This is a genomic window from Pseudomonas saudiphocaensis, from assembly GCF_000756775.1.
In the GTDB taxonomy this organism is placed as follows: Bacteria; Pseudomonadota; Gammaproteobacteria; order Pseudomonadales; family Pseudomonadaceae; genus Stutzerimonas; species Stutzerimonas saudiphocaensis.
The window spans coordinates 249,879-273,848 of record NZ_CCSF01000001.1; the positions used below are offsets into that span (position 1 = coordinate 249,879).

Sequence of the window (23,970 nt, forward strand, 5' to 3'; positions counted from 1 at the left end):
GCGAGTGACGGTTGGGCAAACGCAAGTTTCAACAATATGGAGGCAGCATGAAGGCTTTGCAAGGTGTCGAGGGAGAACTGGAATGGACGCAACGTGACGCGCCGCAATGTGCTCCAGGGCAAGTGCGTATTAGGGTCGCGGCGGCGGGGTTGAATCGTGCGGATCTGCTACAGCGTGCCGGGTATTACCCGCCGCCATCCGGGGTTACCGACATCCTTGGCCTTGAGTGTGCTGGTGTAATCAGCGAGGTGGGCGCGGGCAGTCAGTGGCAGGTGGGAGACCGTGTCTGTGCCTTGCTGGCTGGTGGCGGCATGGCAGAGGAAGTGGTTGTCGACGGGCGGCACGTGCTGCCGGTTCCCGAGGGTCTGTCGCTGCATGAGGCGGCGGTTATCCCCGAGGTATACGCGACTGCCTGGCTCAACCTTTATCGCCTCGGCGCTCTGCAGCCAAGTGAAAAGGTGCTGCTGCATGCGGGGGCCAGTGGTGTCGGCTCGGCGGCTATCCAGCTGTGCAAGGCTTTTGACAACCCCTGCTGGGTTAGCGTCGGTTCGGCCGAGCGGCTGGCGTATTGCGAATCCCTTGGTGCGCAGGGCGGTGTGCTGCGCGGCGAGACGCTGGAGTCGCTGCGTGACTTCGCGCCGTTTGATCTTATTCTCGACCCGGTAGGCGCGAAATACGCTGCGCTGAATCTGCAGCTGCTCGGCACTGACGCGCGCTGGGTGATGATCGGCCTGATGGGCGGACGCAAGGGCGAACTGGACTTCGGCGCATTGCTGGCCAAGCGGGTCAATCTGATTGGCTCGACCCTGCGCAGCCGCGATGCCGATGACAAGGCCGAGCTGATGGCCGAACTGAAAGAGAAGGTCTGGCCGTTGCTTGCCAGCGGTCAGCTATCGCCGCGCCTGGAGCGGATATTCCCGATCGGTGACGTGGAGGCGGCCTTCGAGACGTTGGCCAGCAACACCGTATCCGGCAAGGTAGCGCTGGTGATCGATCCCGACCTGCAATGAGGCAGAGGCCGGGCGAACTGTGGTTCGTCCGGCCTGGCTGTCATTTCAGGGCAATGTGGGGCTCGAATAGAAGGCGCTGAGCACCTTGACCAGCTGCGCCAGATCCTGGCTGCCGGCCAGTTCCCGTATCGAATGCATGCCGAAGGTGGGCAAGCCGATGTCGACAGTGCGCACGCCCAGTTGGCTGGCGGTGATGGGGCCGATGGTGGAGCCGCAGCCCATGTCGCTCCGGGTAACGAAGCTTTGCACCGAGACTTCGCTTTCCAGGCAGAGATGGCGGAAGAAGCCTGCTGTTTCGCTGCTGGTGGCATAGCGCTGGTTGTTGTTGATCTTGATCACCGGGCCGGCGTTGAGCTTCGGTCCGTGATTGCCATCGTGCTTGTCGCTGTAGTTGGGATGCACGCCGTGGGCGTTGTCCGCAGAGATCAGCAGCGAGCGGTTTATGCAGCGCTGGAAAGCCTCCTCTTCAGGCAACAGACGGCGAAGAACCTGCTCCAGAAATGGGCCATCCGCGCCGCACATGGAGGCCGAACCGACTTCCTCGTGGTCGGTGCAGACCAGTACGCAGCTTTCCTCTGGCGCGGCTCGCAGCAGGGCCTGCAGTCCGGCAAAGCACGACAGCAGGTTGTCCAGTCGAGCCCCGGCAATAAAGTCGCCGTGCAGGCCGATGACGGCGGCAGCTTGGGTGTCGTAGAAACTCAATTCGAAATCCAGCACCACGTCGGCGAGCAGGCCGTGTTCACGGCTGAGCTGGTCAGCCAGCAGGGCGCGGAAGTCCGGGCTTTCCTCGCTGGCGATTTGCGCCAGGATCGGTGGCAGTTCAGTTTGCGGATTGATGGCCCAACCCTGATTGGCCTCTCGATTGAGGTGAATGGCGAGGCTGGGTATTACCGCGATCGGCAGCTTGAAATCGATCAGGCGACTTTCAATACGGCCGTCACGGCTGAAGGTAACGCGCCCCGCCAGAGATAGATCTCGGTCGAACCAGGGCGCCAAAAGTGCGCCGCCATAGACTTCCACACCTAGCTGCCAGAAGCCCTGACGCTGCAGCTCAGGTTGCGGTTTGACCCGCAGGCAGGGGCTGTCGGTATGCGCGCCGACCAGGCGCAGGCCGTGTTCGGCGAGGGACTTGTGGCCCAGTTGGAAGGCGATGATCGAGGAGTCGTTGCGGGTTACGTAGTAACGCCCGCCAGGTTCGGTGTGCCAGCTCTCGCTTTCATTCAGCGCCTTGAAGCCAGCACCCTGTAAAGCCTGGGCGATGCTGGACGTGGCATGAAATGGGGTGGGGGAGGCCTGGAGAAAATCGATCAGGCCCTGGTTGAGTTCTTCGCGCATGAGGGACTCCGGACGACAGGACGGGAAAGTCTATCCCATCGCTCGGCAAGACTGCAGCTGATGGCCTCGGGCCCTGGCGGTTTAGAACGGCGCCGGGCTGTCGAAGCGCATCCGCACCCCGGTCTGCGGGTGAGTCAGTGCGAGCATGCTGGCGTGCAGGCACAAACGCTCATAGGCCTGCAGCGCCTGTTCATGGGCATAGAGGCCATCACCCAGTAGTGGATGACCGATGGACAGCATATGTACGCGTAACTGGTGCGAACGGCCGGTGATGGGCGTCAGCTCGACGCGACTGTAGTGCCCGCAACGCTCCAGGACGCGCCAGTAGGTCAGGGCGTGTTTGCCCAGCTCATGATCGACCACGTGCCGCGGCTTGGTGGGTGGGTCGTAGCGCAGGGGCAGGTCGATGCTGCCACTGTCCTGTTCCGGCTCGCCCCAGCACAGAGCTGTATAGGCTTTTTCCGTCTCGCGGTCGTGAAACTGGCGTGACAGTTCGCGGTGGCTATCGGCGTCGCGGGCCAGCACGATCAGACCGGAGGTTTCCCAGTCCAGTCGGTGCACGATGCGCGCTTCGGGAAAACCGTTTTCCTGCAGCCGGGTCACCAGACAGTCCCGGTTATCCTCGGCGCGGCCAGGCACCGAGAGCAGCAGGGTGGGCTTGTTGATCACCAACAGGGCGGCGTCCTGATGGACGATCTGGATGTTGCTCAGAGGCATCGGCTTTCCAAAAACGAAGATGCCAGCCAATGGCCGGCATCTCTGATAAGGCTTGTCCTGCGGGGTCGTCACCTGGTCCGCAGCGAAAGCTCGGGCGTAGCCTTCGCTTAACGATCGGGCAGGGTGATATTCAGTTCCAGGATCGAGCAGCTGCCCTGGTCTTCGAGGGCGACCTGAACCTGATCCTTGTCGATATTGACGTACTTGCGGATCACCTCAACCAGCTCTTTCTGCAGCGCCGGCAGGTAGTCCGGCTGGGTACGCTGGCCGCGCTCATGGGCGACGATGATCTGCAGGCGCTCTTTGGCGATGTTTGCCGGGGTTTCTTTTTTCTTGCGCTCGCGGAAGAAGTCCAGCAGGTTCATTCTCGACCTCCAAACAGACGCGCAAGGAATCCCTGCTTCTTGGCATCGAGGAAACGGTGATTGACTTCCTTGCCCAGCAAACGCTCGACGGCGTCGCTGTAAGCCTGACCGGCGTCGCTCTGGTCATCGAGGATGACTGGCACGCCCTGGTTCGAAGCCTTGAGTACCGCCTGGGATTCGGGGATTACGCCCAGCAGACGGATGGATAGAATTTCCTCGACGTCTTCGACGCCAAGCATTTCGCCCTTGACCACACGCTCAGGGTTATAGCGGGTCAGCAGCAGGTGTTCCTTGATTGGCTCCTCGCCATTTTCGGCGCGGCGCGATTTGCTCGCCAACAGGCCGAGCATGCGGTCGGAGTCGCGCACCGAGGAGACCTCCGGGTTGGTCACGACAATGGCCTCGTCGGCGTAGTACATCGCCAGATGCGCGCCTTTCTCGATGCCGGCCGGAGAATCGCAGATCACGTAGTCGAAATTCTGCGCCAGCTCGTCGATGACCTTGCCCACGCCTTCGAGGGTCAGTGCGTCCTTGTCACGAGTCTGGCTGGCGGCCAGCACATAGAGGTTTTCCAGGCGCTTGTCCTTGATCAGGGCCTGGGACAGGGTGGCGTCGCCGTTGATGACGTTGACGAAGTCATACACCACGCGTCGCTCGCAGCCCATGATCAGGTCAAGATTGCGCAGGCCGACGTCGAAGTCGACGATTGCGGTCTTGTGGCCACGCAAGGCGAGGCCGGTACCGATGGCGGCGCTGGAAGTGGTCTTGCCGACGCCACCCTTGCCGGAAGTGACTACGAGGATCTTGGCCAAGGTTATTCACCCTAAGAATATGGAAATCGGGGCTTTCAGCCGGGTCGGCGTCCAGTTGCCCGTTGGTCTTGAAAATTCGCGGAAGTATCCGTTAAAGGCGAATGATGTTCAACACGTCGCCAGATAGCTTCATCTGTACTGCTTCTGCCCATAAAGGGTCGCGCCGCAGGTCTTCAGCCACCTTGTAGTGCCCGGCTATGGAAACCATTTCCGCGCCAAGCTGTTGGCAGAAGATTCGTGCGTTGGTGTCGCCCTTGATGCCGGCCAGGGCGCGACCGCGCAGCGGACCGTAGACATGGATGTTGCCATCGGCGAGAAGTTCCGCACCGGGGCTGACGGTAGCCATGACGATGAGGTCGCCGCCCTGTGCATAAATCTGCTGACCGCCCCGAACCGGAGTGGTGATGATGCGGGTCGGTCGATAGATCGGTTCAGCAGGTTTGGCTGGCTCGGCAGCCGCCTTGGCGGAAAGGTCGAGCTTACGCTCGCGCGCGCCGGAAGGCGGCAGAACCGCCATGTCGAGGGCATTCGCGGCTTCGACTACCTGCGGATCAGCTGCGCGCAAGGCCAGGGTACGCAGGCCATGCTTGCGACACAGGGCGATCAGCGCCGGCAGGTCCAGGTCGCAGCTGGCTGGTAGCTTGTCCAGCGCGAGCACCAGAGGCGTGTTGTTGAAGAAGTCGGGCGCCTGCTCGACTTTCAGGGCCAGTTGCTGGTCGAGGCGTTCCAGATCATTCTGCGTCAACTCCAGCACGGTGATGGCCAGCATGCTGCCCTTGAGTTGGAACATGGGGGCTTGGTCGAGAAGGTCGGCTTGGCTCATGGTCTGCCTGCTGCGGTAAATGGCGAGGACTTATAGCGGGGCAGGCGAGCAGCTGCAAGTCGCAAGCGACATGCTACGGAAAAACTAAGAAACCACGGCACCTCGGCTTGTGGCCGCCGCACCGACATTTTTTGCCCCGAGGGCTTAGAATGCTGCGTTTTTACCGGTACGAGTTCACCGATGGATCGTCCCCGCTTTCGCGCGTCCTTTGTTCACCCTCGCTTCTGGCTGCTCTGGCTGGGCCTCGGCTTGCTGTGGCTGGTTGTCCAGTTGCCCTATGGCGTTTTGCTGCGTCTGGGCCAAGGGCTGGGTGTGCTGATGTACCGGTTCGCCCGCTCGCGCCGGCATATTGTGCAACGTAACCTCGAGCTGTGCTTCCCTCAGCTGAGCGCCAGTGAGCGTGAACGGCTGGTGCGTGAGAATTTTTCCTCCACCGGCATCGCCTTCTTCGAAATGGCCATGAGCTGGTGGTGGCCCAAGGCGCGTTTGCAGCGGCTGGCGCATGTCGAGGGTCTGGAGCATCTGCAGCAGGCACAGGCTGACGGGCAGGGCGTAATTCTGATGGCGCTGCATTTCACCACGCTTGAAATCGGCGCGGCGTTGCTTGGCCAGCATCACACCATCGACGGCATGTACCGCGAACACAAGAACCCGGTGTTCGACTACGTCCAGCGACGTGGCCGCGAGCGTCACAATGACGACGCCACGGCCATCGAGCGCGAGGACGTGCGCGCGATGCTCAAGGTGCTGCGCGCAGGGCGGGCGATCTGGTACGCGCCGGATCAGGATTACGGTCGCAAGCAGAGCATTTTCGTGCCTTTGTTCGGCATCCAGGCAGCCACCGTTACCGCGACGACGAAATTCGCTCGGCTGGGGCGTGCGCGGGTGTTGCCCTATACCCAGGAGCGTCTGGCGGACGGCAGTGGGTACAGGCTGGTGATTCATCCACCGCTGACGGACTTTCCGGGTGAAAGCGAGGAGGCGGATTGCCGGCGGGTCAATGCCTGGATCGAGCAGGCGGTCGGGCAGTGCCCGGAGCAGTACTTGTGGGCGCATCGGCGCTTCAAGACCCGTCCTGAAGGCGAGCCCAAGCTGTACTAGAAGCTGTTGCTGTTTTCAGCGCCGTGAACTGTCGCGCCGGGCTATCGCTGGCTGTGGGAGTGAATTTCATCTGCGAGCGTTGAAGGCGAGCTTGCGTGCCCTAGCAAAAAAACAAGGCTCGCGGACAAGGCCGCCCCACCATGCGCTGAAGAGACCCTGATCACTCCTCGATCTGCAGCTCTCGCGCCCGGGTATAGATATAACGGACCTTTTCGTACTCGAATGGCGAATTGAGCTGGCCGTAGCGCAGGCTGGTGCTGTGACGTAGGTCGATCAGGCGTAGAGCTGTCAGGCTAAGCTCGCCGCCACTGGCCTGGGAATAGCTGAAGTAATCAATCTGCCTTTCGACGGCGAAGTCCATGGCCTGTCCGGCGGTGTCGCGCAGATTGGACGGTCCAAGCGCCGGCAGAATCAGATAAGGCCCGTTGGGCACGCCGTAAAACCCCAGGGTTTGTCCGAAATCCTCCTGATAACGCGGCAGGCCCATGCGGGTTGCCGGGTCCCAGATGCCGCCAACGCCGATGATCGTATTGAACAGCAGCCTGGCCGTGGTGTTCATCGCGCGCTCGCCCTTGAGTTGCGCAACGCTATTGAACAGCGTGGGGATGTCGCCGAGGTTGTTGAAAAAGTTGCTGACGCCGGTGCGCACGATCCGCGGGGTGACGTAGCGATAGCCGCGCACCGCCGGGAGCATTACCCACTGGTCCAGACGGTAGTTGAAGTAGTACATGCGCCGGTTCAGCGACTCCCACGGGTCGTGGATGTCCAGGGCATCGAAGGTGGCACGCTCGAACTCACGTTGATCCAGCCCCGGGTTGAATTCCAATGCACGCAGTGGGTGGGTGAACCCGTCTTCGTCCGGAATATCGGATTGGGCCTGGGCAACGCCGGCCAGTAGCGCGAGCAGGGCGAGGGCGGCAGTGCCGCGTTTCTTCATCAGCATCCTAGCCACGGAAAAACTCCAGCATGTGGTTCGCGTTGACCCGGTAATCGAGATTGCCGCAGTGCCCGCCTCGCGGGTACAGGGTCATGCGCTCGCCAAAGGTTCTGCGTAGAAAGCCCAGGTCGCCGGTACCCAGAATGAAGTCGTCGGCATTGTGCATGACGCCGATTTTGGGGCTGTCCCGCAGGTAGTCTTCGAGTGCGTAAAGGCTGACTTGCTGGATCAATTGCTGCAGGCCAGCGCCGTCCTGCCTGGCGCGCCACATGGGGATCAGCTGCTCGGTGAGGTAGCAGTCGAAATCGCACAATAGGGCGCGACGGAAGAAAGGCTCCAGGCTGGTGCCTTCGTCAATGGGATAGCCGGGTGGAACGATCAGGCCACGGCGGTTGATCAGGTCGGAGGTAAAGGCGATGTCGGCCGAGGAAAAGCGGAACACCGAGCCAATCAACATCGCCATCTGCTCGTCGCTCAGGCGCAGCGCCGATTGCTGGAAGTCGAAAAGCATGGCCGCATCAAGATCGATCACACCCTGCTGGCGGTAATAGCGGGTGAGCTTTTCCAGGATGAGTTCGTAAAAGGTGGTGGTGCTGTCGATGCCCTCTACGCGGGTCTGTACCAGCTTGTTCAGGTTGCTGATGGAGGTATAGAGATTCACCGGCGGGTTGATCAGCATCACGCGCTTGAAGTTGAAGCTCTGCCGCGTCTCGTCCAGTTGGCTGACAAAAGCGGCGTTGAGTGCGCCAAGGCTATAGCCGGTGAGGTGGAACTCGGTGACCGGCAGATCGTGCTGTTGTGCCCGGACCGCCTGCATGACCCGGTACAGATCCTGCGCGTCCTCGGGGCTGTAACCCGGCGTGGCGAAGCGCGAAGCGGCGGCGATGAAGTCGAAGCTGGTGGGCGATGACAGTTGCACCACGTGATAGCCGGCGCCGTAGAATACGCGCTTTAGCGCTTCGGTCTTGCCGGCGGCATAACTCGCGCCCGTTCCGGAGATGATGAACATCAAGGGTGCGGCGCCGGGCTGGCGCGCCAGGCGATAGGTCAGCTTCTTAACCGCCCAGAAGTTGTCCGGCAGGGTGAACTCGCGTTCCGGGCGCAGGCGCAGGCTGTAGTCAGCCTGATCGATATCCTCGTTCGTCGGGGTGACGGCCCGCAGCTCCAGGGGAGTCGAAGCGATGGTCGCCTCGAAGGGATTGCTCAGCGGGTAGCCATACGCCTCGACGCTGATGTCCGCCGCATGGGCAGAGCTCATGACCAGCGCGAGCAGGGCGGACAACAACGGCAATCGCATCGGGTACTTCTCCATTGACGGGGTGAGTGTCTGAGCCGGCATTCACGCTCCGCTTCGGACTCCTTGTACCACTCATTGACCGCGGCGAAACCGTCTGGTTGCGCTGGCATGTGCCTGCTGTGAGAGCGTCAGGCCTGGTGATGCAGCCAGGCGTGAGGCGGAATCACCTCCGAAAAGGTTTGGCGCTTATCCAGGCGCTGCCAGATCTTCTCATGGAAGTAGAAGCCGATCGAATTGCACAGGGGTTCGACTGCAGCTACCAGGCCTCCGATGGCGAGGCTTCCAGTCAAGGCATAGGTGACCGAGAAGGCGATACAGAAGTGCATCAGGGTAAAAGTGATGGTCTTGGTCATGGCTGCTGCTTCCAGGAGGTAGAGCGGACGAAATGGCGCTTGTGAAACGCATTCTGAGCCATCCCTAGTCAAGGAAAAAATGAGAGAAGCCGATCAGCGGTATAGCCATGCTCTATTGCGCGACGATATGTCACGGATGCGTCTAGGACGCGGGTTTGGGCGGAATAAAAACAAGACTATAGTCGAGTAGCGCTCATCTGAGGCGGCCCTAAAGTAGCGCCCCCGCCCTCATTTGCGGGCGAGGAACGTGCGGAGAAAACACAATGAACAATGAAACCCTGTACCAGCAAATCTATGACAATCCGCGGTTCCAGGAGCTGGTTGCAAAGCGCGGTCGCTTTGCCTGGCTGCTGTCGAGCCTGATGCTTGGCGCTTATCTGGCCTTCATCCTGACCATCGCATTTGAGCCTGAAATCCTGGGCATTCCGCTTGCCGCAGGCAGTGTCACTACCTGGGGAATTCCGCTGGGTGTCGGTGTGATCTTTATGGCCATCGTGCTGACCGGTATTTACGTACAGCGTGCCAATGGCGAATTCGATCGTCTTAACCAGGAAATTCTTGACGAGGCCCAGAAGTGATGAAATCTCGTTTCCTGATCGGTGCTGCCTTGCTGGCAGCCTCACCGTTGCTGCTGGCCGGCGAAGCCCTGACAGGCGAAGTCCAGAAGCAGGCGACCAACTGGACTGCCATTGCCATGTTCGTGGTCTTCATCGCCTTCACGATGGGGATCACCAAGTGGGCGGCCAAGCGAAACACCTCCACCGCAGACTATTACACAGCCGGCGGCAGCATTACCGGCTTCCAGAACGGCTTGGCGATTGCTGGTGACTACATGTCCGCAGCGTCCTTCCTGGGTATTTCCGCACTGGTGTTCACCAGTGGTTACGACGGTCTGATCTACTCCATCGGCTTCCTGGTTGGCTGGCCGCTGATCCTGTTTCTGATGGCCGAGCGCCTGCGTAACCTGGGCAAGTTCAACTTCTCGGACGTGGCTTCCTATCGCCTCGGCCAATCCCAGATCCGCATCCTGTCGGCATTCGGTTCGCTGACCGTGGTGGCTTTTTACCTGATCGCCCAGATGGTCGGTGCCGGCAAGCTGATTCAGCTGCTGTTCGGCCTGGACTACATGGTCGCGGTGATTCTGGTTGGTGTTCTGATGGTCATGTACGTGCTGTTTGGCGGCATGCTGGCCACCACCTGGGTGCAGATCATCAAGGCCGTGCTGCTGCTGTCCGGTGCCAGCTTCATGGCGCTGATGGTGATGAAGAGCGTGAACTTCGACTTCGGTGCATTGTTCTCCGAAGCGGTGAAGATTCATGAGAAGGGCGAGGCGATCATGAGCCCTGGCGGCCTGGTGACCGATCCGATCTCGGCGATTTCCCTGGGTCTGGCACTGATGTTTGGTACCGCTGGTCTGCCGCATATTCTGATGCGCTTCTTCACCGTTTCCGACGCCAAGGAAGCGCGCAAGAGCGTGTTCTATGCCACAGGCTTCATCGGCTACTTCTACATCCTGACCTTTATCATCGGCTTCGGCGCGATCCTGCTGGTCAGCACCAACCCCGAGTACAAGGACGCGGCTGGCGCCATCATCGGCGGCACCAACATGGTAGCGGTGCATCTGGCCGAAGCGGTCGGCGGCAACCTGTTCCTGGGCTTCATTTCGGCAGTCGCCTTCGCCACTATCCTGGCGGTAGTTGCCGGCCTGACGCTGGCTGGCGCTTCGGCGGTATCCCATGACCTGTACGCCTGCGTGATCAAGAAGGGCAAGGCCAAGGAAGCCGACGAGATGCGCGTGACCAAGATCACCACGCTCTCGCTGGGTGTGATCGCGATCCTGCTGGGCATCGCCTTCGAGAAGCAGAACATTGCCTTCATGGTGGGCCTGGCCTTCTCCATCGCCGCCAGCTGTAACTTCCCGGTGCTGTTCCTTTCCATGTACTGGAAGGACCTGACTACCCGCGGAGCGCTGTTTGGTGGTGCCATCGGCCTGTTCACCGCGCTAGTTCTGACCATTCTCAGCCCGACAGTATGGGTGCAGGTACTGGGTAACGCCGAGGCGATCTTCCCGTACTCCTACCCGGCGCTGTTCTCGGTTAGCGCTGCCTTCGTTAGCATCTGGTTCTTCTCGATCACCGACAAGAGCCGTCGTGCAGGCGACGAGCGTGCGCGGTTCTTCCCGCAGTTCGTTCGCTCGCAGACCGGGCTGGGTGCCACTGGCGCCGTAGCTCACTGATCGAGGCATTCGGTTGGGATAAAAAGGGCAGCTTTCGAGCTGCCCTTTTTGCGTTAAGCGGCGGTGTAAAGCCCTCGTCATTCAGTACTTGAATGAAGGTCAGGGCCAGCTATGGCTTTGGCTAGACTCGCTGCGACCCAACGAACGAAAGGCGGCGGACGATGCAAAATCGGATGATGATTACAGGTGCCGGCTCTGGCCTTGGGCGCGAAATGGCCTTGCGCTGGGCGCAGGAAGGCTGGCGGCTGGCGCTTTCGGACGTCAATGAAGCCGGTCTGGCGGAGACTCTGGAGATGGTTCGCGCAGCGGGGGGCGACGGTTTCACCCAGCGCTGCGATGTACGCGACTACAGCCAGCTGACGGCATTGGCGCAGGCCTGCGGGGCCAAGCTGGGTGGCATCGATGTGCTGGTGAACAATGCTGGCGTCGCCTCGGGCGGTTTCTTCGAGGAGCTCTCGCTGGAGGATTGGGACTGGCAGATCGCGATCAACCTGATGGGTGTGGTCAAGGGCTGCAAGGCTTTTCTCCCTCTGATCCGGGAAAGCCGGGGCACTGTCATCAATATTGCCTCCATGGCGGCGCTTATGCAGGCGCCGGGCATGAGCAATTACAACGTGGCCAAGGCAGGCGTGGTGGCGCTGTCGGAAAGCCTGCAGGCGGAACTCAAGCCGCAGGGCGTGAACGTCCATGTGGTCTGCCCGTCGTTCTTCCAGACCAACCTTATGGATTCGTTCCGCGGCCCGACGCCCAGCATGAAGGCCCAGGTCAGCAAGTTGCTTGAAGCCTCACCGATTACCGCCACAGAGATTGCCGACTACATCTATCGGCAGGTTGCCGAAGGCGTGTTCATGATCCTGCCCCACGAGCAGGGGCGCATGGCCTGGGAAGCCAAGCAGCGTGATCCTCAAGTGATCTATGACGAGATGGCCGCGATGACGGTGAAGATGCTCAGCAAGAAGAAACCTGACTGAGAAGTCTGAAAAGCTTGCCGGAAGACTGGAGGCGGGGGTAGGGTGGCCGACCCGCTTTTCGGCTCCGCTTTCAGGATTCGCTGTGAATAACCCATCCCGCTGGCTGCTCATGCTGGCTCTGGTGCTAGCCGCCATCAACTTGCGTCCCGGTATCACTTCCTTTGCGCCGCTGATCGAGCGTATTGCCGAGGCGCTTGACCTCAGTCGCGGCCTGGTCAGCCTTACCACGGCCCTGCCGGTGCTGCTGATGGGCCTGCTGGCGCCGTCGGCGCCTCGCCTTGCGGTGCGTTTCGGGCTGGAGCGGACCATTGCCAGTTGCCTGGGTTTGATCGCCGCGGCCTTGGCGCTGCGGGTTCTGGGCGACAACCCGGTGCTGCTGATCGCCACGGCAGCCATGGTCGGCGCCGGCATCGCCGTGGCCGGACCGCTGCTGTCGGGCTTCATAAAACGCTATTTCCTCGACCGCATTGGCAAGACTGCCGCCTTCTATTCCCTGAGCATGGCCATCGGCGGCACCATCGGCGTGGTACTCACCGCACCGGCGGTGCAATGGCTTGGCGGACGCTGGAGCTGGGCGCTGGCGCTTTGGGCGATCCCCGCGGTGCTGGCTTTGTTGATCTGGCTGCGCTTGCCGAATCAGCCGGAAGCACCAAGCGAAAGTGCTGCCGGGCTGCCCTGGAATCAGCCCAGGGCCTGGCTTGTAAGCGCCTATTTTGCATTGCAGGCCGGGCTGTTCTACGCGTTGACGACCTGGCTGGTAGCACGCTATCACGAGGCCGGCTTCAGCCTGACGCAGGGCAACGCTTTCTTCAGCGGCTTTATGCTGATCGGCTTGCCAAGTGCCTTTGCGCTGCCGTGGGTGGCGCAGCGTTTTGGCAACCGGCACCAGTTGATGGTCGTCTGCGGGCTGGTCGCCACCACCTCGCTGTTGTTGATCGCCTGGGCGCCGCAGGTTCAGCCGCTGCTGGTTTGCATGCTGCTGGGGATCGCCCTGAACGGGACGTTTTCGCTGGCGATGCTGCTACCCATGTATGAAGCCGGCTCACCGCTGGCGGTCAGTCGCCTGACGGCGATGATGCTCTGTACCGGCTATTGCCTGGCGTGTTTCTCGCCGGTACTGGTCGGCCTGGGCCGTGATCTGGCCGGTGACTATCGGGTGCCGTTCCTGGTGCTGGCAGGGATGTCGGCGACCATGTCGGTGCTGGCGTTGGGGCTGGCACCGCCGCGACGTGCGCCGGCTGGCTAAACAGGGCAACTGTGGCCTGGATCACTCTGTGAACCGTGAGGCCCGGCGTCAGCGATTTCGGAACTGGAACGGCGGCACGAATTGGTTGAACATGTCGCGCTTTCCCTCTGGAGTGAGCCTGTGGAGCCAGAATCCATCGTCTACGGCAGCATCCGCGACTGGCCTTCGGCTGACGTCGAGCAGTGCCGCGTGCGTCGTGCCGTCAACCGCCGTGCGCTGGATAATCTGCCGCAAGGGGAGGGCTGGCCCTTTATCGGCCGGGAGATGTTTTCCTGGTGTCAGGACGAAGGGGTGTATCAGACCCAGGTGATTCACTTCGGCGCCAGCTATCGGGCCGTGGAGTACGAATGGGCCTTGTGGGTGCGCAACTTCGAAGCACTGCTCAATGAGCTCTACTGGACCAGCGCAGTGGTGCATCTGGAGACTGAACTCAACGGTACCCACACCTTCCGCTGGGAAACCGAAAGCGGCTCGCACAGCCCGCATCAGCGCGACTTGCGCATGCGCTGCGCCTGGGAACGGGATGGTGGTGTGCTGGGCTGAGCGATCCTTGAACTTGCAGGGTCGAATTTATTCGACCGGAATCATCCCAAGGCCGAATAAATTCGGCCCTACGTTGCGGCCTGAACTCTCGTTCAATCTTCCAGCCACTCCTTGGGTACATCGCGCTTGAGCGCCAGCTGGCATTGCTGGTGCTCCACATCGAAGACGATCACCGCAGTGCCCTTTTTCAGCGCTCGACGCACCCGCTCGACCCGTGTTTGCAGCGGGGTTTCGTCACCATTGTCGGTGCCGTCGCGGGTGACGAAATCCTCGATCAGGCGGGTCAGGGTATCGGGTTCAAGCTGGTCGTAAGGGATAAGCATGATTTTTCATGTGGCTGATTACGGCGCGTAAGCATACAGGCAGAGCCTTTAATCGTCTTTTCCGCCCTCTGCCGGCCGTTCAAGAATCGTGTCCACCGGCGGCACCCGGGTGTCGTTCTCCATCTGCGTATCGTGTTCCAGCTGATGACTGAAGCTTTCCAGCGAGTCCTGGCAGGCATGGGCGTCGCTGGGGAAAACCGGCGGGCTCAGCAGGTAGGCGCTGATCAGCCGGCTCAGGGCCACCAGGCTATCGATATGGGTGCGCTCGTAACCGTGGGTCGCGTCGCAGCCAAACGCCAGCAGCGCCGTGCGAATGTCGTGGCCGGCGGCAATCGCCGACTGCGCATCGCTGTGGTAGTAGCGAAACAGGTCGCGGCGCACCTGGATATCGTTTCCGGTCGCCAGCTTCAGCAGATGGCGCGAGAGGTGGTAGTCGTAGGGGCCGCCGGAGTCCTGCATGGCGACGGTGACGGCATGTTCGCTGGAAGCCTGTCCCTTGGCCGCCGGGGCGATGTCGATGCCGACGAATTCGCTGACGTCCCAAGGCAGCGCACCTGCGGCACCTGAGCCGGTTTCCTCGGTAATGGTGAACAGTGGGTGGCAGTCGATGGGCAGCTCCTGACCGCTCTCGACCACCGCTTTCAGTGCCGTCAGCAGGGCGGCCACGCCGGCCTTGTCGTCCAGGTGGCGGGCACTGATATAGCCACTGTCGGTGAATTCCGGCATCGGATCGAAGGCAACGAAATCACCGACGTTGACGCCCAGAGCCAGGGTTTCCTCGCGACTGGAGGTCCGCGCATCCAGGCGCAGTTCGACGTGGTCCCAGCTGATGGGCATGGCGTCGACCTCGGTATTGAAGGCGTGCCCGGAGGCGAGGAGAGGTAGTACGCTACCGCGAATCACGCCCTCGTCGGTGAACACGCTGACGCGACTGCCTTCGGCGAAGCGGCTCGACCAGCAACCCACCGGCGCAAGGCTCAGACGTCCACTTTCACGTATCTCGCGCACGCTGCCGCCAATGGTATCCAGATGCGCGGCGATGGCGCGGTCAGGGCTGTCCTGGCGCCCTTTGAGCGTGGCGCGAATGGTGCCGCGCCGGGTCAGCTCGAAGGGGATGCCCAGTTCCTTGAGGCGCTCGGCGACGTAGCGCACGATAGTGTCGGTAAAGCCGGTGGGGCTGGGGATGGCGAGGGTTTCCAGCAGCACGCGCTGCAGGTAATTGAGATCTGGCTCGGGAATGCGGTTGGTCACTGGTACTCCTGCTCAGATTATTGGGGATGGACCAGATTGGCGCTGTGGCTCAGCGGGAACAGCAGGTCAATGAAGCGTTCGGCGGTGGGTTGTGGATGATGGTTGGCCAGGCCCACGCGCTCGTTGGCTTCGATGAACACGTAGTCCGGCTGATCCGCCGCGGTGACTAGCAGGTCCAGCCCGACCACGGGAATATCCAGCGCCCGCGCAGCCTGAACAGCGGCTTCAACCAGCACGGGGTGCAACTGCTCGGTGACGTCTTCCAAGGTGCCGCCCGTGTGCAGGTTGGCGGTGCGGCGCACGGTCAGATGCTGGCCGCAGGGCAGGACGCTGTCGTAGTCGAAGCCGGCTTCCTGCAGACAGCGCAGGGTTTCGTCGTCCATGGGGATGCAGCTTTCACCACTGGTGGCCGCCTGGCGCCGGCGACTCTGGGCTTCGATCAGCTTGCCTATGCAGTGGGTACCGTCACCGACGACTTCGGCCGGGCGGCGAATGGCGGCGGCGACCACTTCATAGCCGATGACCACGATGCGCAGGTCCAGCCCCGGATGGAAGCTTTCCAGCAGCACGCGCTGGTCGAATTGGCGGGCGCGGGCGATGGCGTCCTCGACGTCCTCGGGGGTGCGCAGGTCCACCGAGACTCCGTTGCCCTGTTCGCCATCGACGGGCTTGACCACCAGGCTGCCGTGCTCGTGCAGGAAGGCGGCGTTGTCTTCGGCGGAACCCGCCAGACGGTGGGCGGGCAGATTGAGGCCCGCGCGGGCAAGCGTGCGATGGGTCAGGCACTTGTCCTGGCACAGCGTCATGCTCACGGCGGAGGTCAGGTCCGACAGCGATTCCCGGCAACGCACGCGCCGACCGCCCTGGGTCAGGGTGAACAGCCCGGCTTCGGCATCGTCGATACTGACTTCGATACCGCGTCGGCGTGCTTCGTCGACGATGATCCGCGCGTAGGGATTGAGCGTGGCTTCGGGAGCCGGGCCAAGGAACAGTGGCTGGTTGAAGCTGTTCTTGCGCTTGACGGTGAAGGTCTGCAGGTCACGGAAACCAAGCTTTGCGTAGAGCGCCTTGGCTTGGTGATTATCGTGTAGCACCGAGAGGTCGAGGTAGGCCAGACCACGGCCCATGCATTGTTCTATCAGGTGTCGCACCAACGCCTCGCCGACGCCTGGGCGTGTGCAGCTTGGGGCTACCGCCAAGCACCAGAGGCTGGAGCCGTTTTCCGGATCGTTGAAGGCCTTTTGGTGATTGATGCCCATGACGCTGCCGATCACCTGGCCGCCGTCTTCATCCTCGGCCAGCCAGTAGACCGGCCCGCCTTCCTCGCGTGGGGTACAGCGCTCGGGATCGACCGGCAGCATGCCGCGGGACTGATAAAGGCAGTTGATGGCCTTCCAGTCCGCTTCGCTTTGCACCCTGCGGATGCTGAAGCCGCGAAAGCTTCGACGCGCAGGGCGGTAGTCGCTAAACCAGATACGCAGGGTGTCGGAGGGATCGAGGAATAGCTGCTGTGGCGCATGGGCAAGGACTTGATGGGGTGCGGCGACATACAGCGCAATATCCCGCTCGCCGGCCTGCTCGGCCAGCAGATCCTCCGCCAGTTCCGCCGGCTCGGCATAGGTATGCCCCAGCAGGATGCGGCCCCAGCCGCAATGCAGGGTAACCGGGCCTTGGCGTTCGCTTTGGCCATCTCCAGCCAAACGCGCCTGTAGCCTCTCGTAAGTCGGGGCCTGCCCGCGCAACAATCGCTGTCCGTATGCTTGAGACTTCTGCATGTGGCTTCCCTTGTTTGTGGTGGTCTCACGAGCGAGGCGGGTCAAAGTCCCTGTTCGCTCAGCCATAGATTGAGTGCTGCCAGTTGCCACAGTTTGGAACCGCGCAAGGGCGTCAGCTGGCCGTCCGGGTCACTGAACAGCCGGTCTAGCGTCGCCGGCTGGTAGAGGCCGCGATCCTGGCTGGGGTCGGTAAGCAGCTCGCGCACCCACTCCAGGGTGACGCCCTGCAGGTGCTTGAGGCCGGGCACCGGGAAGTAGCCCTTGGGTCGGTCGATGACCTCCGCCGGAATAACCTTGCGCGAGGCTTCCTTGAGCACGTACTTGCCGCCGCCGGGTAGCTTGTATTGCGCCGGAATGCGCGCCGAAAGCTCGGCGACGTTGTGGTCGAGAAAGGGCACCCGGGCTTCCAGGCCCCAGGCCATGGTCATGTTATCCACGCGCTTTACCGGGTCCTCTACCAGCATCACCGTGCTGTCGATGCGTAGCGCCTTGTCCACCGCCGCCTCGGCTCCGGGTTGGGCAAAGTGCTGGCGCACGAAGTCACCGGAGAAATCGCCCTTGGCCCACTGCGCCTGCACGGTTTCGGCGTATTCCTCGTAGCTGCGGTCGCGGAACGCGGCGAGATAGGCCGCTGCCGGGTCCGCGGCGCCATCCACCTGCGGATACCAGTGATAACCGGCGAACAACTCGTCAGCGCCCTGGCCGCTCTGCACCACCTTGCAATGCTTCGATACTTCGCGTGAAAGCAGGTAGAAGGCGATGCAGTCATGGCTGACCATCGGCTCGCTCATGGCCTGGAATGCGGCCGGCAGCTGTTCGAGGATCTCCTTTTCCTGAATGCGCAACTGGTGGTGGCGCGTCTGGTAGTGATTGGCGATCAGGTCGGAATACTTGAATTCGTCGCCGCGCTCGCCACCGGCGTCCTCGAAACCGATGGAGAAGGTCAGCAGGTTGTCCGCCGCGCCAGCTTCGCGCAGCAATCCGACCAGCAGGCTGGAATCGACGCCGCCGGAGAGCAGCACGCCGACATCCACCGCCGCCCGCTGACGCAACGCGACGGAGGCGCGTAGCGCGTCCAGAGTGCGTTCCTGCCAATCCTCGAAGGTGTAGTCGCGCTCTTCCTCATGGGCACCGAACGACAGCTGCCACCAACGTTGCTGGTGAGCCTTGCCGCTGGCGTCGACCCGCATGAAGGTGCCCGGAGGCAGTTTCTCGATCCCGGCGATCAGCGTGTCCGGCGCCGGTACCACGGCGTGAAAGCTCATGTAGTGATTGAGCGCGACCGGGTTCAGCACCCCGGCAATGTCGCCGCCCTTGAGCAGCGCCGGCAGGCTGGAGGCGAAGCGCAGCCGCTCGCCAGTGCGCGATAGGTACAGCGGCTTGATGCCGAGCCGGTCGCGGGCGATGAACAGTTCCTGCACATCGCGCTGCCAGATGGCGAAGGCGAACATGCCGTTCAGACGCGGCAGCAGGGCCTCGCCCCAGGCATGGAAGCCCTTGAGCAGCACCTCGGTGTCGCCTTCGGAAAAAAAGCGGTAGCCCAGGCCTTCGAGTTCGGCGCGCAGCTCGGGGTAGTTGTAGATGGCGCCGTTGAAGACCATGGACAGGCCCAGCGCCGAGTCGATCATCGGCTGGCCAGAGGCCTCGCACAGATCCATGATCTTTAGCCGACGGTGCCCCATGGCCATCGGGCCGGCACTGTGAAAGCCGCTGGCGTCCGGGCCGCGAGCGGTGAGGTGTTGAGTGATGCGTTCGATAGCCGCCAGATCGGCGGGTCGGTTATCGAAACGAAGTTCTCCAGCTATGCCACACATGGAATTCCTTACCGGTTTTGCCGTTCGGGAGTGTGACTGGCAGCCTGAGCGCGAAGTTCAGGTTTCCAGACGGTGTGTTGCCGAGGGCTCGTTTCCATGGCCCGTCAACCTTTACAGGGAAACAAAGCCTGGCCTGCCGGTCAAATTTCGAGCAGCGGGCCATGCTGCGTTCGCTACAGTCGAAAGCCTTCAATGATGTGCTCGGCCAATGTCTCGCTGGCTTGTGAGCGATTGCGCTCGCTGCGCAGCAACATGATGCTGGCTAGTGGCAGTTCCGGCATGCCTTCGGCCTGGCCAAGCAGCCGTAGTTCGGGGGGGACGATGCTCTGCAACTGCGCGGAAACCGCCAGGCCTGCACCCACGACCGCTAGTAGCGCAGAGAGGCTGGGGCTGGTGTAGGCCACTCGGTAGGCGATATCCAGACCGTCCAGTGCATTGCACGCCCAGGCCCGGCAGAAACAGTCGGTATTGAACATCGCCAGTGGGATCGGTCGCTGCTCATGGGTATAGAAACCGGGCGCTTCGGCCCAGACGAAACGTTCCCGCCGCAACAGCTGGCCGATCTCCGTGCCGGGCTCGCGAGTCACGATGGAAAGGTCCAGGTCCCGCCGTTGCAACAACAGGTAGGAAGGCTCGCAGTGAACCTCGACCTGCACCAGTGGGTAGCTCTGGGCGAAGCGGGAGAGAATCCCCGGTAGAAAGCGCATCACATAGTCGTCCGGGGTGCCGATGCGCACCGAACCGACCATATGTGGCTCGCGCAGGGTCGTCAGTACCTCGCCATGCAATTTGAGAATCCGTCGCGCATAGCCAAGCAGCACCTGGCCCTCAGGCGTGAGCTTGACCTGGCGGCCGTCACGCTCGAACAGCGAGCGCTGCAGCACGTCCTCTTCAAGGCGTTTCATCTGCATGCTGACTGCCGACTGCGTGCGGTTCACCGCCTCAGCTGCGCGGGTAAACCCACCGTGATCGGCAATCGCAACGAAGCTGCGCAGCAGCTCGGCGTCAATGCTGGGATAGCTGGCCATTCATCAATCTCCGAGATGCACGCCATCAGAAACATTCGTTGGTCGGGCGAGAAACTGGCGCCATCCCACTTGGAGGGCACACAGATGAAAGGCCAAAACGCATTTGTGCACCGGGCTCATTCGCCATCATTCACCCTGCAATCGCATGCGAATGTTGCCCGCCGCGCCTGGGCTCAGCTGGTCCGCTGGCAGACGCTTTATCGCCAGCGTCAGCAGCTTGCTGCACTGAGCGACGAGATGCTCAAGGACATCGGACGCAGCCGCGCTGATGTCGAGGCAGAGGTCAGCAAGCCGTTCTGGGACGATCCGCTGAGCCGTCGCTGATCAGAAGCTCAAGCAGTACCGCGAATCAGCTTGCGCAGCAGGAAGCGGTTGGGATGGCAGGCCTCGGCGATGGCGCGTGGCAGTGGCAGCGGATCGCCGTCGATCCAGGCAGCCAGCAGTTCGCCCGACAAAGGCGCCGTGATCATGCCGCGCGAGCCGTGGGCGGTATTGACGAAAAGTCCGTCCAGCCAGGGGCAGGGCGTATTCGGGACCTGTCGGGCATCGCGGCCGAGCACTGCATAGGCGTCGGCAAAGGCGGCGGTATCGGCCAAGGGGCCGATGATCGGCAGGTAGTCAGGGCTGGTGCAGCGCATGGCGGCGCGCCCCTGCAGCTGTTCGACGGGGAGGCTGTCGGCTTGGAGTCTCTGATGCAGATCGCCGGAGATTTCTTCAAGCATTTCCAGATTGGCGCGGTGTTCGGCTTCGCTGGGCGCCGGGTCGGTGTCAGCAAAATTGAAGCTCGCGCCCAGGGTGTGCTGGCCATCCCGTGCGGGCGCCACATAGCCCTTGGCGCAGAGCACGGTTTTCAAGGCCTCGCTCTGACCGGTCAGCGGCAGCTCGGTGATTTGTCCACGAATACGCTTGAGCGGCAGCCAGGCGCTTTGCTCGAAACGCGCCACATCGGCAGCGCCGGCGAGAATCGCCACAGGCGCCTCTGCCAACACCACGCCGTTCTCAACGGCTTGCCACAGCTCGCCATTACGCCGCAATTTGACAGGGTGGCTGTGGGTGCGCAGTTCGATGGCCGGGTCTTGGCTTAGCCAGCGGCACAGTGCGGGTGGGTGTACCCAGCCTGCGTCGGGGTAGAACAGCCCACCGTCGCGCAACTCTACGCCGGCCAGCAGCTCGGCCTGGCTGCGGTTCAGTTCATGCAGCAGGGTATGTGGAAAAACGCTAGCCAGTTCAGCCTGGCGTGCGGCTTCCTTGTTATCAAAGGCAATCTGCAGCACGCCGCAGGCATCCCAGTCCCGGCCCTGCTGCAGATTGCGTAGCAGGCGGCGGGTGTAGCCGAAACCGCTTATGACCAGCTGAGAAAGCGCTGTGCCGTGGGCGGATAACTTCAGGTAAAGCACGCCCTGCGGATTGCCCGAGCCTTCTGCAGCGATCTCGGCGTGGCGCTCCAGCAGCGTCACTTGCCAACCGCGTGCGGCCAGGCTGGCGGCGCTGGCGCAACCGGCCAATCCTGCACCGATCACCAGTGCCTTGCGCTGCGTCGGATTGAAAGCTGGGCGGGCAAACCAGGGTTTTTCCGGCTGTGAAGCGGGGCTGTTGAAGTGTCCCTTGAGGCTTTCACGTTTATGTCCGAAACCCTGGATGCGTTCGACCTCGAACCCTGCCGCCAGCAAGCCGCGGCGAACGACCCCAGCGCTGGTAAAAGTCGCCAGAGTCGCACCCGTAGCGGACAGGCGTGCCAGTTGTGCGAAGAGTTCCGGCTGCCACATGTCCGGGTTCTTTGACGGGGCGAAACCGTCGAGGAACCAGGCATCGATCCGTGCGTCGAGGTGGCTCAGGCTCTCCAGCGCTTCGCCCACCATCAGCGTCAGGGTGATGCGCCCGAAGCGAAATTGCTGGAAGCCCGGATTCACCGCCACATACTGCTCCAGCAGTTGCAGCGTCAGGTCATGGAGCTCGGGCCACAAGGCCAGCGCCCGTTGCAGATCCTCGGGGGTCAGCGGGTGCTTTTCCACACTGATGAAATGCAGGAAGCTGCCAGCTGGTGCCTGCTGCTCGAACAGCCGCCAGGCACAGAGAAAGTTCAGCCCCGTGCCGAAGCCCGTTTCGCCGATCACCAGTCGCTGGCCGCTGTGCAGCGCAGCGAAACGCTCGGCCAGCCGATTCGGCTGCAGAAATACATGTGCCGTTTCGGCCAGCCCCGATGCGCGCGAAAAGTACACATCACCGTAGCGGCGCGATTGCGGCTGGCCGTTTTCGTCCCAGTCGAGTTCGGCGTGCTGTAGAGGCGTCGGGGTGTCGGCGGGCATGGATGTGTCCTGAAAAACTGGGTGCGCGATTCTAGCAGCCGGTGAAAAACCGATGCGGCATGCGTTGTCGCATGTCCAAGGGCATAAGTGGCTGACCACTGCCATCTGTCAATTTTTGACGGCCCGTTTTTGCGACACTGGCGCCCCTCTCGGGAAGCGCCCGGCGATGAATACTTGGAGAAAACGATGTTCGAGTCTGCGGAAATCGGCCACAGCATCGACAAGGCCACCTACGACGCCGAAGTGCCGTTCCTGCGCGAGGCCTTGCTGGACGCGCAGAACCGGCTCCGTGAGCAGGCGCGTTTTCCGGTGCTGATCCTGATCAACGGGATCGAAGGGGCGGGCAAGGGCGAGACGATCAAGCTGCTCAACGAATGGATGGATCCGCGCCTGATTCGCGTCGACAGCTTCGATGTACCCAGCGACGAGGAGCTTTCGCATCCGCCTGCATGGCGTTACTGGCGACGGATGCCGGCCAAGGGGCAGACCGGCATCTTCTTCGGCAACTGGTACAGCAAGATGCTGGAAGACCGTGTTCACGGCCGCATCCGCAAGGTCGATCTGGAGTTGGCCATCAGCCGTGCGCAGCGTCTGGAGCGCATGCTCTGCGATGAAGGCGTGCTGATCTTCAAGTTCTGGTTCCACCTGTCCAAGGAGCGCATGCTTCAGCGTCTGGCTTCGCTCAAGGACGATCCGCTGCACAGTTGGCGTATCAGCCCGCTGGATTGGCAGCAGTCCAAAACCTATGACCGGTTCGTGCGCTACGGCGAACTGATCCTGCGGCGCAGCAGCCGCAATTTCGCGCCCTGGTATGTAATCGAAGGTGCCGACGAGCGTTATCGCAGCCTGATCGCCGGGCGGCTGTTGCTCGACGGACTGAATGCGGCGCTCGCTGCGCAAAGCGGTCCAACGGTAGCGCCCCATACGGCCCCGGTGGAAGCGGACATGAGCCTGAACCGGATCAGCCTGCTCGGTAGCCTGGATCTTTCGCAGAAGCTGGACAAGGAAGCCTACAAGCAGCAACTGGCCGACGAGCAGGCACGGCTTTCCCAGCTGCTGCGTGATCGTCGCCTGCGCAAGCGTGGCGTGCTGGCGCTGTTCGAGGGGCATGATGCGGCCGGGAAGGGCAGCGCCATCCGCCGCATCACCGGCGCGCTGGACCCGCGCTTATATCGCACCGTGCAGGTAGCGGCGCCCAGCGAGGACGAGCGCGCCAAGCCGTGGCTGTGGCGCTTCTGGCGTGACGTGCCGGCCCGCGGGCAGTTCACCATCTTCGATCGATCCTGGTACGGGCGGGTATTGGTGGAGCGGGTCGAGGGGTTCTGCACACCGGACGAGTGGCTGCGGGCTTACAATGAAATCAACGACTTCGAGGAGCAGCTGGTGGATGCGGGCGTAGTGGTGGTCAAGTTCTGGCTATCCATCGACAAGGAAACCCAGCTGGAGCGCTTCCGGGAACGAGAGAACACCCCACACAAGCGCTTCAAGATTACCGAGGAAGACTGGCGCAACCGCGAGAAGTGGGACGACTACAGCAATGCGGTCACAGACATGGTGGATCGCACCAGCACCGAGATCGCGCCCTGGACCCTGGTGGAGGCCAACGACAAGCGCTTCGCCAGGATTAAGGTGCTGCGCACGCTCAACGATGCGTTAGAGGCCGCCGTCGCCAAGGATTAGAGCGGTGGCCAAGCCCGGCGCGCCCTTCGCGGTTGAAGCTGCTCCCA

The 23,970-nt window shown here is 62.1% G+C and carries 23 protein-coding genes; 9 read left to right on the forward strand and 14 right to left on the reverse strand.

The annotated features are described in order from the left end of the window. Nucleotides 1-47: 47 nt before the first annotated feature. Nucleotides 48-1,010, forward strand: coding sequence for an NAD(P)H-quinone oxidoreductase (locus tag BN1079_RS01295; RefSeq protein ID WP_037021744.1), 963 nt, complete (start codon nucleotides 48-50; stop codon nucleotides 1,008-1,010). Nucleotides 1,011-1,055: 45 nt separating this feature from the next. On the opposite strand, the gene BN1079_RS01300 is transcribed toward BN1079_RS01295, so the two are convergent. The 5 genes from BN1079_RS01300 to minC all read right to left on the reverse strand — a co-directional run bounded on the left by BN1079_RS01300 (nucleotide 1,056) and on the right by minC (nucleotide 5,062). Beyond that, nucleotides 1,056-2,345: a M18 family aminopeptidase gene (locus BN1079_RS01300; protein WP_037021745.1), complete on the reverse strand. Its 1,290-nt coding sequence runs from the start codon at nucleotides 2,343-2,345 to the stop codon at nucleotides 1,056-1,058. An 81-nt stretch (nucleotides 2,346-2,426) separates the two neighbouring features. Beyond that, complete coding sequence (locus BN1079_RS01305) at nucleotides 2,427-3,062, reverse strand: RluA family pseudouridine synthase (RefSeq protein WP_037021746.1); 636 nt, start codon at nucleotides 3,060-3,062, stop codon at nucleotides 2,427-2,429. Nucleotides 3,063-3,169: 107 nt separating this feature from the next. After that, entirely contained in the window at nucleotides 3,170-3,427 is a 258-nt protein-coding gene (gene minE / locus BN1079_RS01310; RefSeq protein WP_037021747.1) for a cell division topological specificity factor MinE, read from the reverse strand. Next, entirely contained in the window at nucleotides 3,424-4,239 is an 816-nt protein-coding gene (gene minD / locus BN1079_RS01315; protein WP_037021748.1) for a septum site-determining protein MinD, read from the reverse strand. Before minD ends, minE begins: the two co-directional genes overlap by 4 nt. A 91-nt stretch (nucleotides 4,240-4,330) precedes the next feature. After that, the gene (gene minC / locus BN1079_RS01320) at nucleotides 4,331-5,062 is read right to left on the reverse strand and encodes a septum site-determining protein MinC (protein ID WP_037021749.1); all 732 of its coding nucleotides are present in this window, start codon (nucleotides 5,060-5,062) and stop codon (nucleotides 4,331-4,333) included. Nucleotides 5,063-5,242: 180 nt separating this feature from the next. Here minC and BN1079_RS01325 point away from each other — a divergent pair, with 180 nt between their 5' ends. Continuing rightward, nucleotides 5,243-6,163: a lipid A biosynthesis lauroyl acyltransferase gene (locus tag BN1079_RS01325; RefSeq protein WP_037021750.1), complete on the forward strand. Its 921-nt coding sequence runs from the start codon at nucleotides 5,243-5,245 to the stop codon at nucleotides 6,161-6,163. 160 nt (nucleotides 6,164-6,323) lie between these two features. Here BN1079_RS01325 and BN1079_RS01330 read toward each other — a convergent pair whose 3' ends face one another. From BN1079_RS01330 to BN1079_RS01340, 3 genes are all read right to left on the reverse strand, one after another. Next, nucleotides 6,324-7,106 (reverse strand): MlaA family lipoprotein, encoded by a 783-nt coding sequence (locus BN1079_RS01330; protein ID WP_231850793.1) that lies wholly within the window; start codon nucleotides 7,104-7,106, stop codon nucleotides 6,324-6,326. Between the two features lies 1 nt (nucleotide 7,107). Then, nucleotides 7,108-8,358: an alpha/beta fold hydrolase family protein gene (locus BN1079_RS01335; protein ID WP_231850794.1), complete on the reverse strand. Its 1,251-nt coding sequence runs from the start codon at nucleotides 8,356-8,358 to the stop codon at nucleotides 7,108-7,110. Nucleotides 8,359-8,525: 167 nt separating this feature from the next. Next, entirely contained in the window at nucleotides 8,526-8,750 is a 225-nt protein-coding gene (locus BN1079_RS01340) for a DUF2061 domain-containing protein (RefSeq protein ID WP_037021753.1), read from the reverse strand. Between the two features lie 263 nt (nucleotides 8,751-9,013). On the opposite strand from BN1079_RS01340, the gene BN1079_RS01345 reads away from it, so the two are divergent. The 5 genes from BN1079_RS01345 to BN1079_RS01365 all read left to right on the forward strand — a co-directional run bounded on the left by BN1079_RS01345 (nucleotide 9,014) and on the right by BN1079_RS01365 (nucleotide 13,746). Continuing rightward, the gene (locus BN1079_RS01345) at nucleotides 9,014-9,328 is read left to right on the forward strand and encodes a DUF485 domain-containing protein (RefSeq protein WP_037021754.1); all 315 of its coding nucleotides are present in this window, start codon (nucleotides 9,014-9,016) and stop codon (nucleotides 9,326-9,328) included. Next, the gene (locus BN1079_RS01350) at nucleotides 9,328-10,986 is read left to right on the forward strand and encodes a cation acetate symporter (RefSeq protein WP_037021755.1); all 1,659 of its coding nucleotides are present in this window, start codon (nucleotides 9,328-9,330) and stop codon (nucleotides 10,984-10,986) included. Before BN1079_RS01345 ends, BN1079_RS01350 begins: the two co-directional genes overlap by 1 nt. 161 nt (nucleotides 10,987-11,147) lie before the next feature. Further along, nucleotides 11,148-11,957 (forward strand): SDR family oxidoreductase, encoded by an 810-nt coding sequence (locus BN1079_RS01355; protein ID WP_037021756.1) that lies wholly within the window; start codon nucleotides 11,148-11,150, stop codon nucleotides 11,955-11,957. 109 nt (nucleotides 11,958-12,066) lie between these two features. Further along, nucleotides 12,067-13,203 (forward strand): MFS transporter, encoded by a 1,137-nt coding sequence (locus BN1079_RS01360; protein ID WP_037021758.1) that lies wholly within the window; start codon nucleotides 12,067-12,069, stop codon nucleotides 13,201-13,203. 120 nt (nucleotides 13,204-13,323) lie between these two features. Further along, nucleotides 13,324-13,746 (forward strand): hypothetical protein, encoded by a 423-nt coding sequence (locus BN1079_RS01365; RefSeq protein WP_037021760.1) that lies wholly within the window; start codon nucleotides 13,324-13,326, stop codon nucleotides 13,744-13,746. 92 nt (nucleotides 13,747-13,838) lie between these two features. Here BN1079_RS01365 and BN1079_RS01370 read toward each other — a convergent pair whose 3' ends face one another. From BN1079_RS01370 to BN1079_RS01390, 5 genes are all read right to left on the reverse strand, one after another. After that, nucleotides 13,839-14,069: a YheU family protein gene (locus tag BN1079_RS01370; protein WP_037021763.1), complete on the reverse strand. Its 231-nt coding sequence runs from the start codon at nucleotides 14,067-14,069 to the stop codon at nucleotides 13,839-13,841. A gap of 48 nt (nucleotides 14,070-14,117) precedes the next feature. Then, on the reverse strand, nucleotides 14,118-15,320 hold the full coding sequence (locus BN1079_RS01375; protein WP_037021765.1) for an osmoprotectant NAGGN system M42 family peptidase: 1,203 nt from the start codon (nucleotides 15,318-15,320) through the stop codon (nucleotides 14,118-14,120). Nucleotides 15,321-15,337: 17 nt separating this feature from the next. After that, the gene (gene ngg / locus BN1079_RS01380; RefSeq protein WP_037021766.1) at nucleotides 15,338-17,095 is read right to left on the reverse strand and encodes an N-acetylglutaminylglutamine synthetase; all 1,758 of its coding nucleotides are present in this window, start codon (nucleotides 17,093-17,095) and stop codon (nucleotides 15,338-15,340) included. A 41-nt stretch (nucleotides 17,096-17,136) separates the two neighbouring features. Next, nucleotides 17,137-18,909, reverse strand: a complete 1,773-nt coding sequence (locus tag BN1079_RS01385) for an N-acetylglutaminylglutamine amidotransferase (protein WP_037021767.1) — start codon at nucleotides 18,907-18,909, stop codon at nucleotides 17,137-17,139. A gap of 173 nt (nucleotides 18,910-19,082) precedes the next feature. Next, nucleotides 19,083-19,937, reverse strand: a complete 855-nt coding sequence (locus BN1079_RS01390) for a LysR substrate-binding domain-containing protein (RefSeq protein WP_037021768.1) — start codon at nucleotides 19,935-19,937, stop codon at nucleotides 19,083-19,085. An 84-nt stretch (nucleotides 19,938-20,021) separates the two neighbouring features. Between BN1079_RS01390 and BN1079_RS01395 the strand changes: the two genes are divergently transcribed. After that, on the forward strand, nucleotides 20,022-20,261 hold the full coding sequence (locus BN1079_RS01395) for a DUF1127 domain-containing protein (RefSeq protein ID WP_037021769.1): 240 nt from the start codon (nucleotides 20,022-20,024) through the stop codon (nucleotides 20,259-20,261). Nucleotides 20,262-20,269: 8 nt separating this feature from the next. Here the strand turns inward: BN1079_RS01395 and mnmC are convergent, their stop codons facing one another. Beyond that, complete coding sequence (gene mnmC, locus BN1079_RS01400) at nucleotides 20,270-22,243, reverse strand: bifunctional tRNA (5-methylaminomethyl-2-thiouridine)(34)-methyltransferase MnmC2/FAD-dependent 5-carboxymethylaminomethyl-2-thiouridine(34) oxidoreductase MnmC1 (RefSeq protein ID WP_037021770.1); 1,974 nt, start codon at nucleotides 22,241-22,243, stop codon at nucleotides 20,270-20,272. A gap of 186 nt (nucleotides 22,244-22,429) precedes the next feature. Between mnmC and pap the strand changes: the two genes are divergently transcribed. Then, nucleotides 22,430-23,923, forward strand: a complete 1,494-nt coding sequence (gene pap, locus BN1079_RS01405) for a polyphosphate:AMP phosphotransferase (protein ID WP_037021771.1) — start codon at nucleotides 22,430-22,432, stop codon at nucleotides 23,921-23,923. Nucleotides 23,924-23,970 lie beyond the last annotated feature (47 nt).

Excerpts from the sequence above, each read along its gene's own strand:
- BN1079_RS01395 (WP_037021769.1), top strand. The coding sequence starts at position 20,022 with ATGAAAGGCCAAAACGCATTTGTGCACCGGGCTCATTCGCCATCATTC.
- BN1079_RS01295 (WP_037021744.1), top strand. The coding sequence starts at position 48 with ATGAAGGCTTTGCAAGGTGTCGAGGGAGAACTGGAATGGACGCAACGT.
- pap (WP_037021771.1), top strand. The coding sequence starts at position 22,430 with ATGTTCGAGTCTGCGGAAATCGGCCACAGCATCGACAAGGCCACCTAC.
- BN1079_RS01390 (WP_037021768.1), bottom strand. The coding sequence starts at position 19,937 with ATGGCCAGCTATCCCAGCATTGACGCCGAGCTGCTGCGCAGCTTCGTT.
- BN1079_RS01305 (WP_037021746.1), bottom strand. The coding sequence starts at position 3,062 with ATGCCTCTGAGCAACATCCAGATCGTCCATCAGGACGCCGCCCTGTTG.
- minC (WP_037021749.1), bottom strand. The coding sequence starts at position 5,062 with ATGAGCCAAGCCGACCTTCTCGACCAAGCCCCCATGTTCCAACTCAAG.
- BN1079_RS01355 (WP_037021756.1), top strand. The coding sequence starts at position 11,148 with ATGCAAAATCGGATGATGATTACAGGTGCCGGCTCTGGCCTTGGGCGC.
- BN1079_RS01370 (WP_037021763.1), bottom strand. The coding sequence starts at position 14,069 with ATGCTTATCCCTTACGACCAGCTTGAACCCGATACCCTGACCCGCCTG.
- mnmC (WP_037021770.1), bottom strand. The coding sequence starts at position 22,243 with ATGCCCGCCGACACCCCGACGCCTCTACAGCACGCCGAACTCGACTGG.
- minE (WP_037021747.1), bottom strand. The coding sequence starts at position 3,427 with ATGAACCTGCTGGACTTCTTCCGCGAGCGCAAGAAAAAAGAAACCCCG.
- BN1079_RS01385 (WP_037021767.1), bottom strand. The coding sequence starts at position 18,909 with ATGTGTGGCATAGCTGGAGAACTTCGTTTCGATAACCGACCCGCCGAT.
- BN1079_RS01300 (WP_037021745.1), bottom strand. The coding sequence starts at position 2,345 with ATGCGCGAAGAACTCAACCAGGGCCTGATCGATTTTCTCCAGGCCTCC.
- BN1079_RS01340 (WP_037021753.1), bottom strand. The coding sequence starts at position 8,750 with ATGACCAAGACCATCACTTTTACCCTGATGCACTTCTGTATCGCCTTC.
- BN1079_RS01360 (WP_037021758.1), top strand. The coding sequence starts at position 12,067 with ATGCTGGCTCTGGTGCTAGCCGCCATCAACTTGCGTCCCGGTATCACT.
- BN1079_RS01350 (WP_037021755.1), top strand. The coding sequence starts at position 9,328 with ATGAAATCTCGTTTCCTGATCGGTGCTGCCTTGCTGGCAGCCTCACCG.
- BN1079_RS01330 (WP_231850793.1), bottom strand. The coding sequence starts at position 7,106 with ATGCTGATGAAGAAACGCGGCACTGCCGCCCTCGCCCTGCTCGCGCTA.
- BN1079_RS01345 (WP_037021754.1), top strand. The coding sequence starts at position 9,014 with ATGAACAATGAAACCCTGTACCAGCAAATCTATGACAATCCGCGGTTC.
- BN1079_RS01335 (WP_231850794.1), bottom strand. The coding sequence starts at position 8,358 with ATGAGCTCTGCCCATGCGGCGGACATCAGCGTCGAGGCGTATGGCTAC.
- BN1079_RS01325 (WP_037021750.1), top strand. The coding sequence starts at position 5,243 with ATGGATCGTCCCCGCTTTCGCGCGTCCTTTGTTCACCCTCGCTTCTGG.
- ngg (WP_037021766.1), bottom strand. The coding sequence starts at position 17,095 with ATGCAGAAGTCTCAAGCATACGGACAGCGATTGTTGCGCGGGCAGGCC.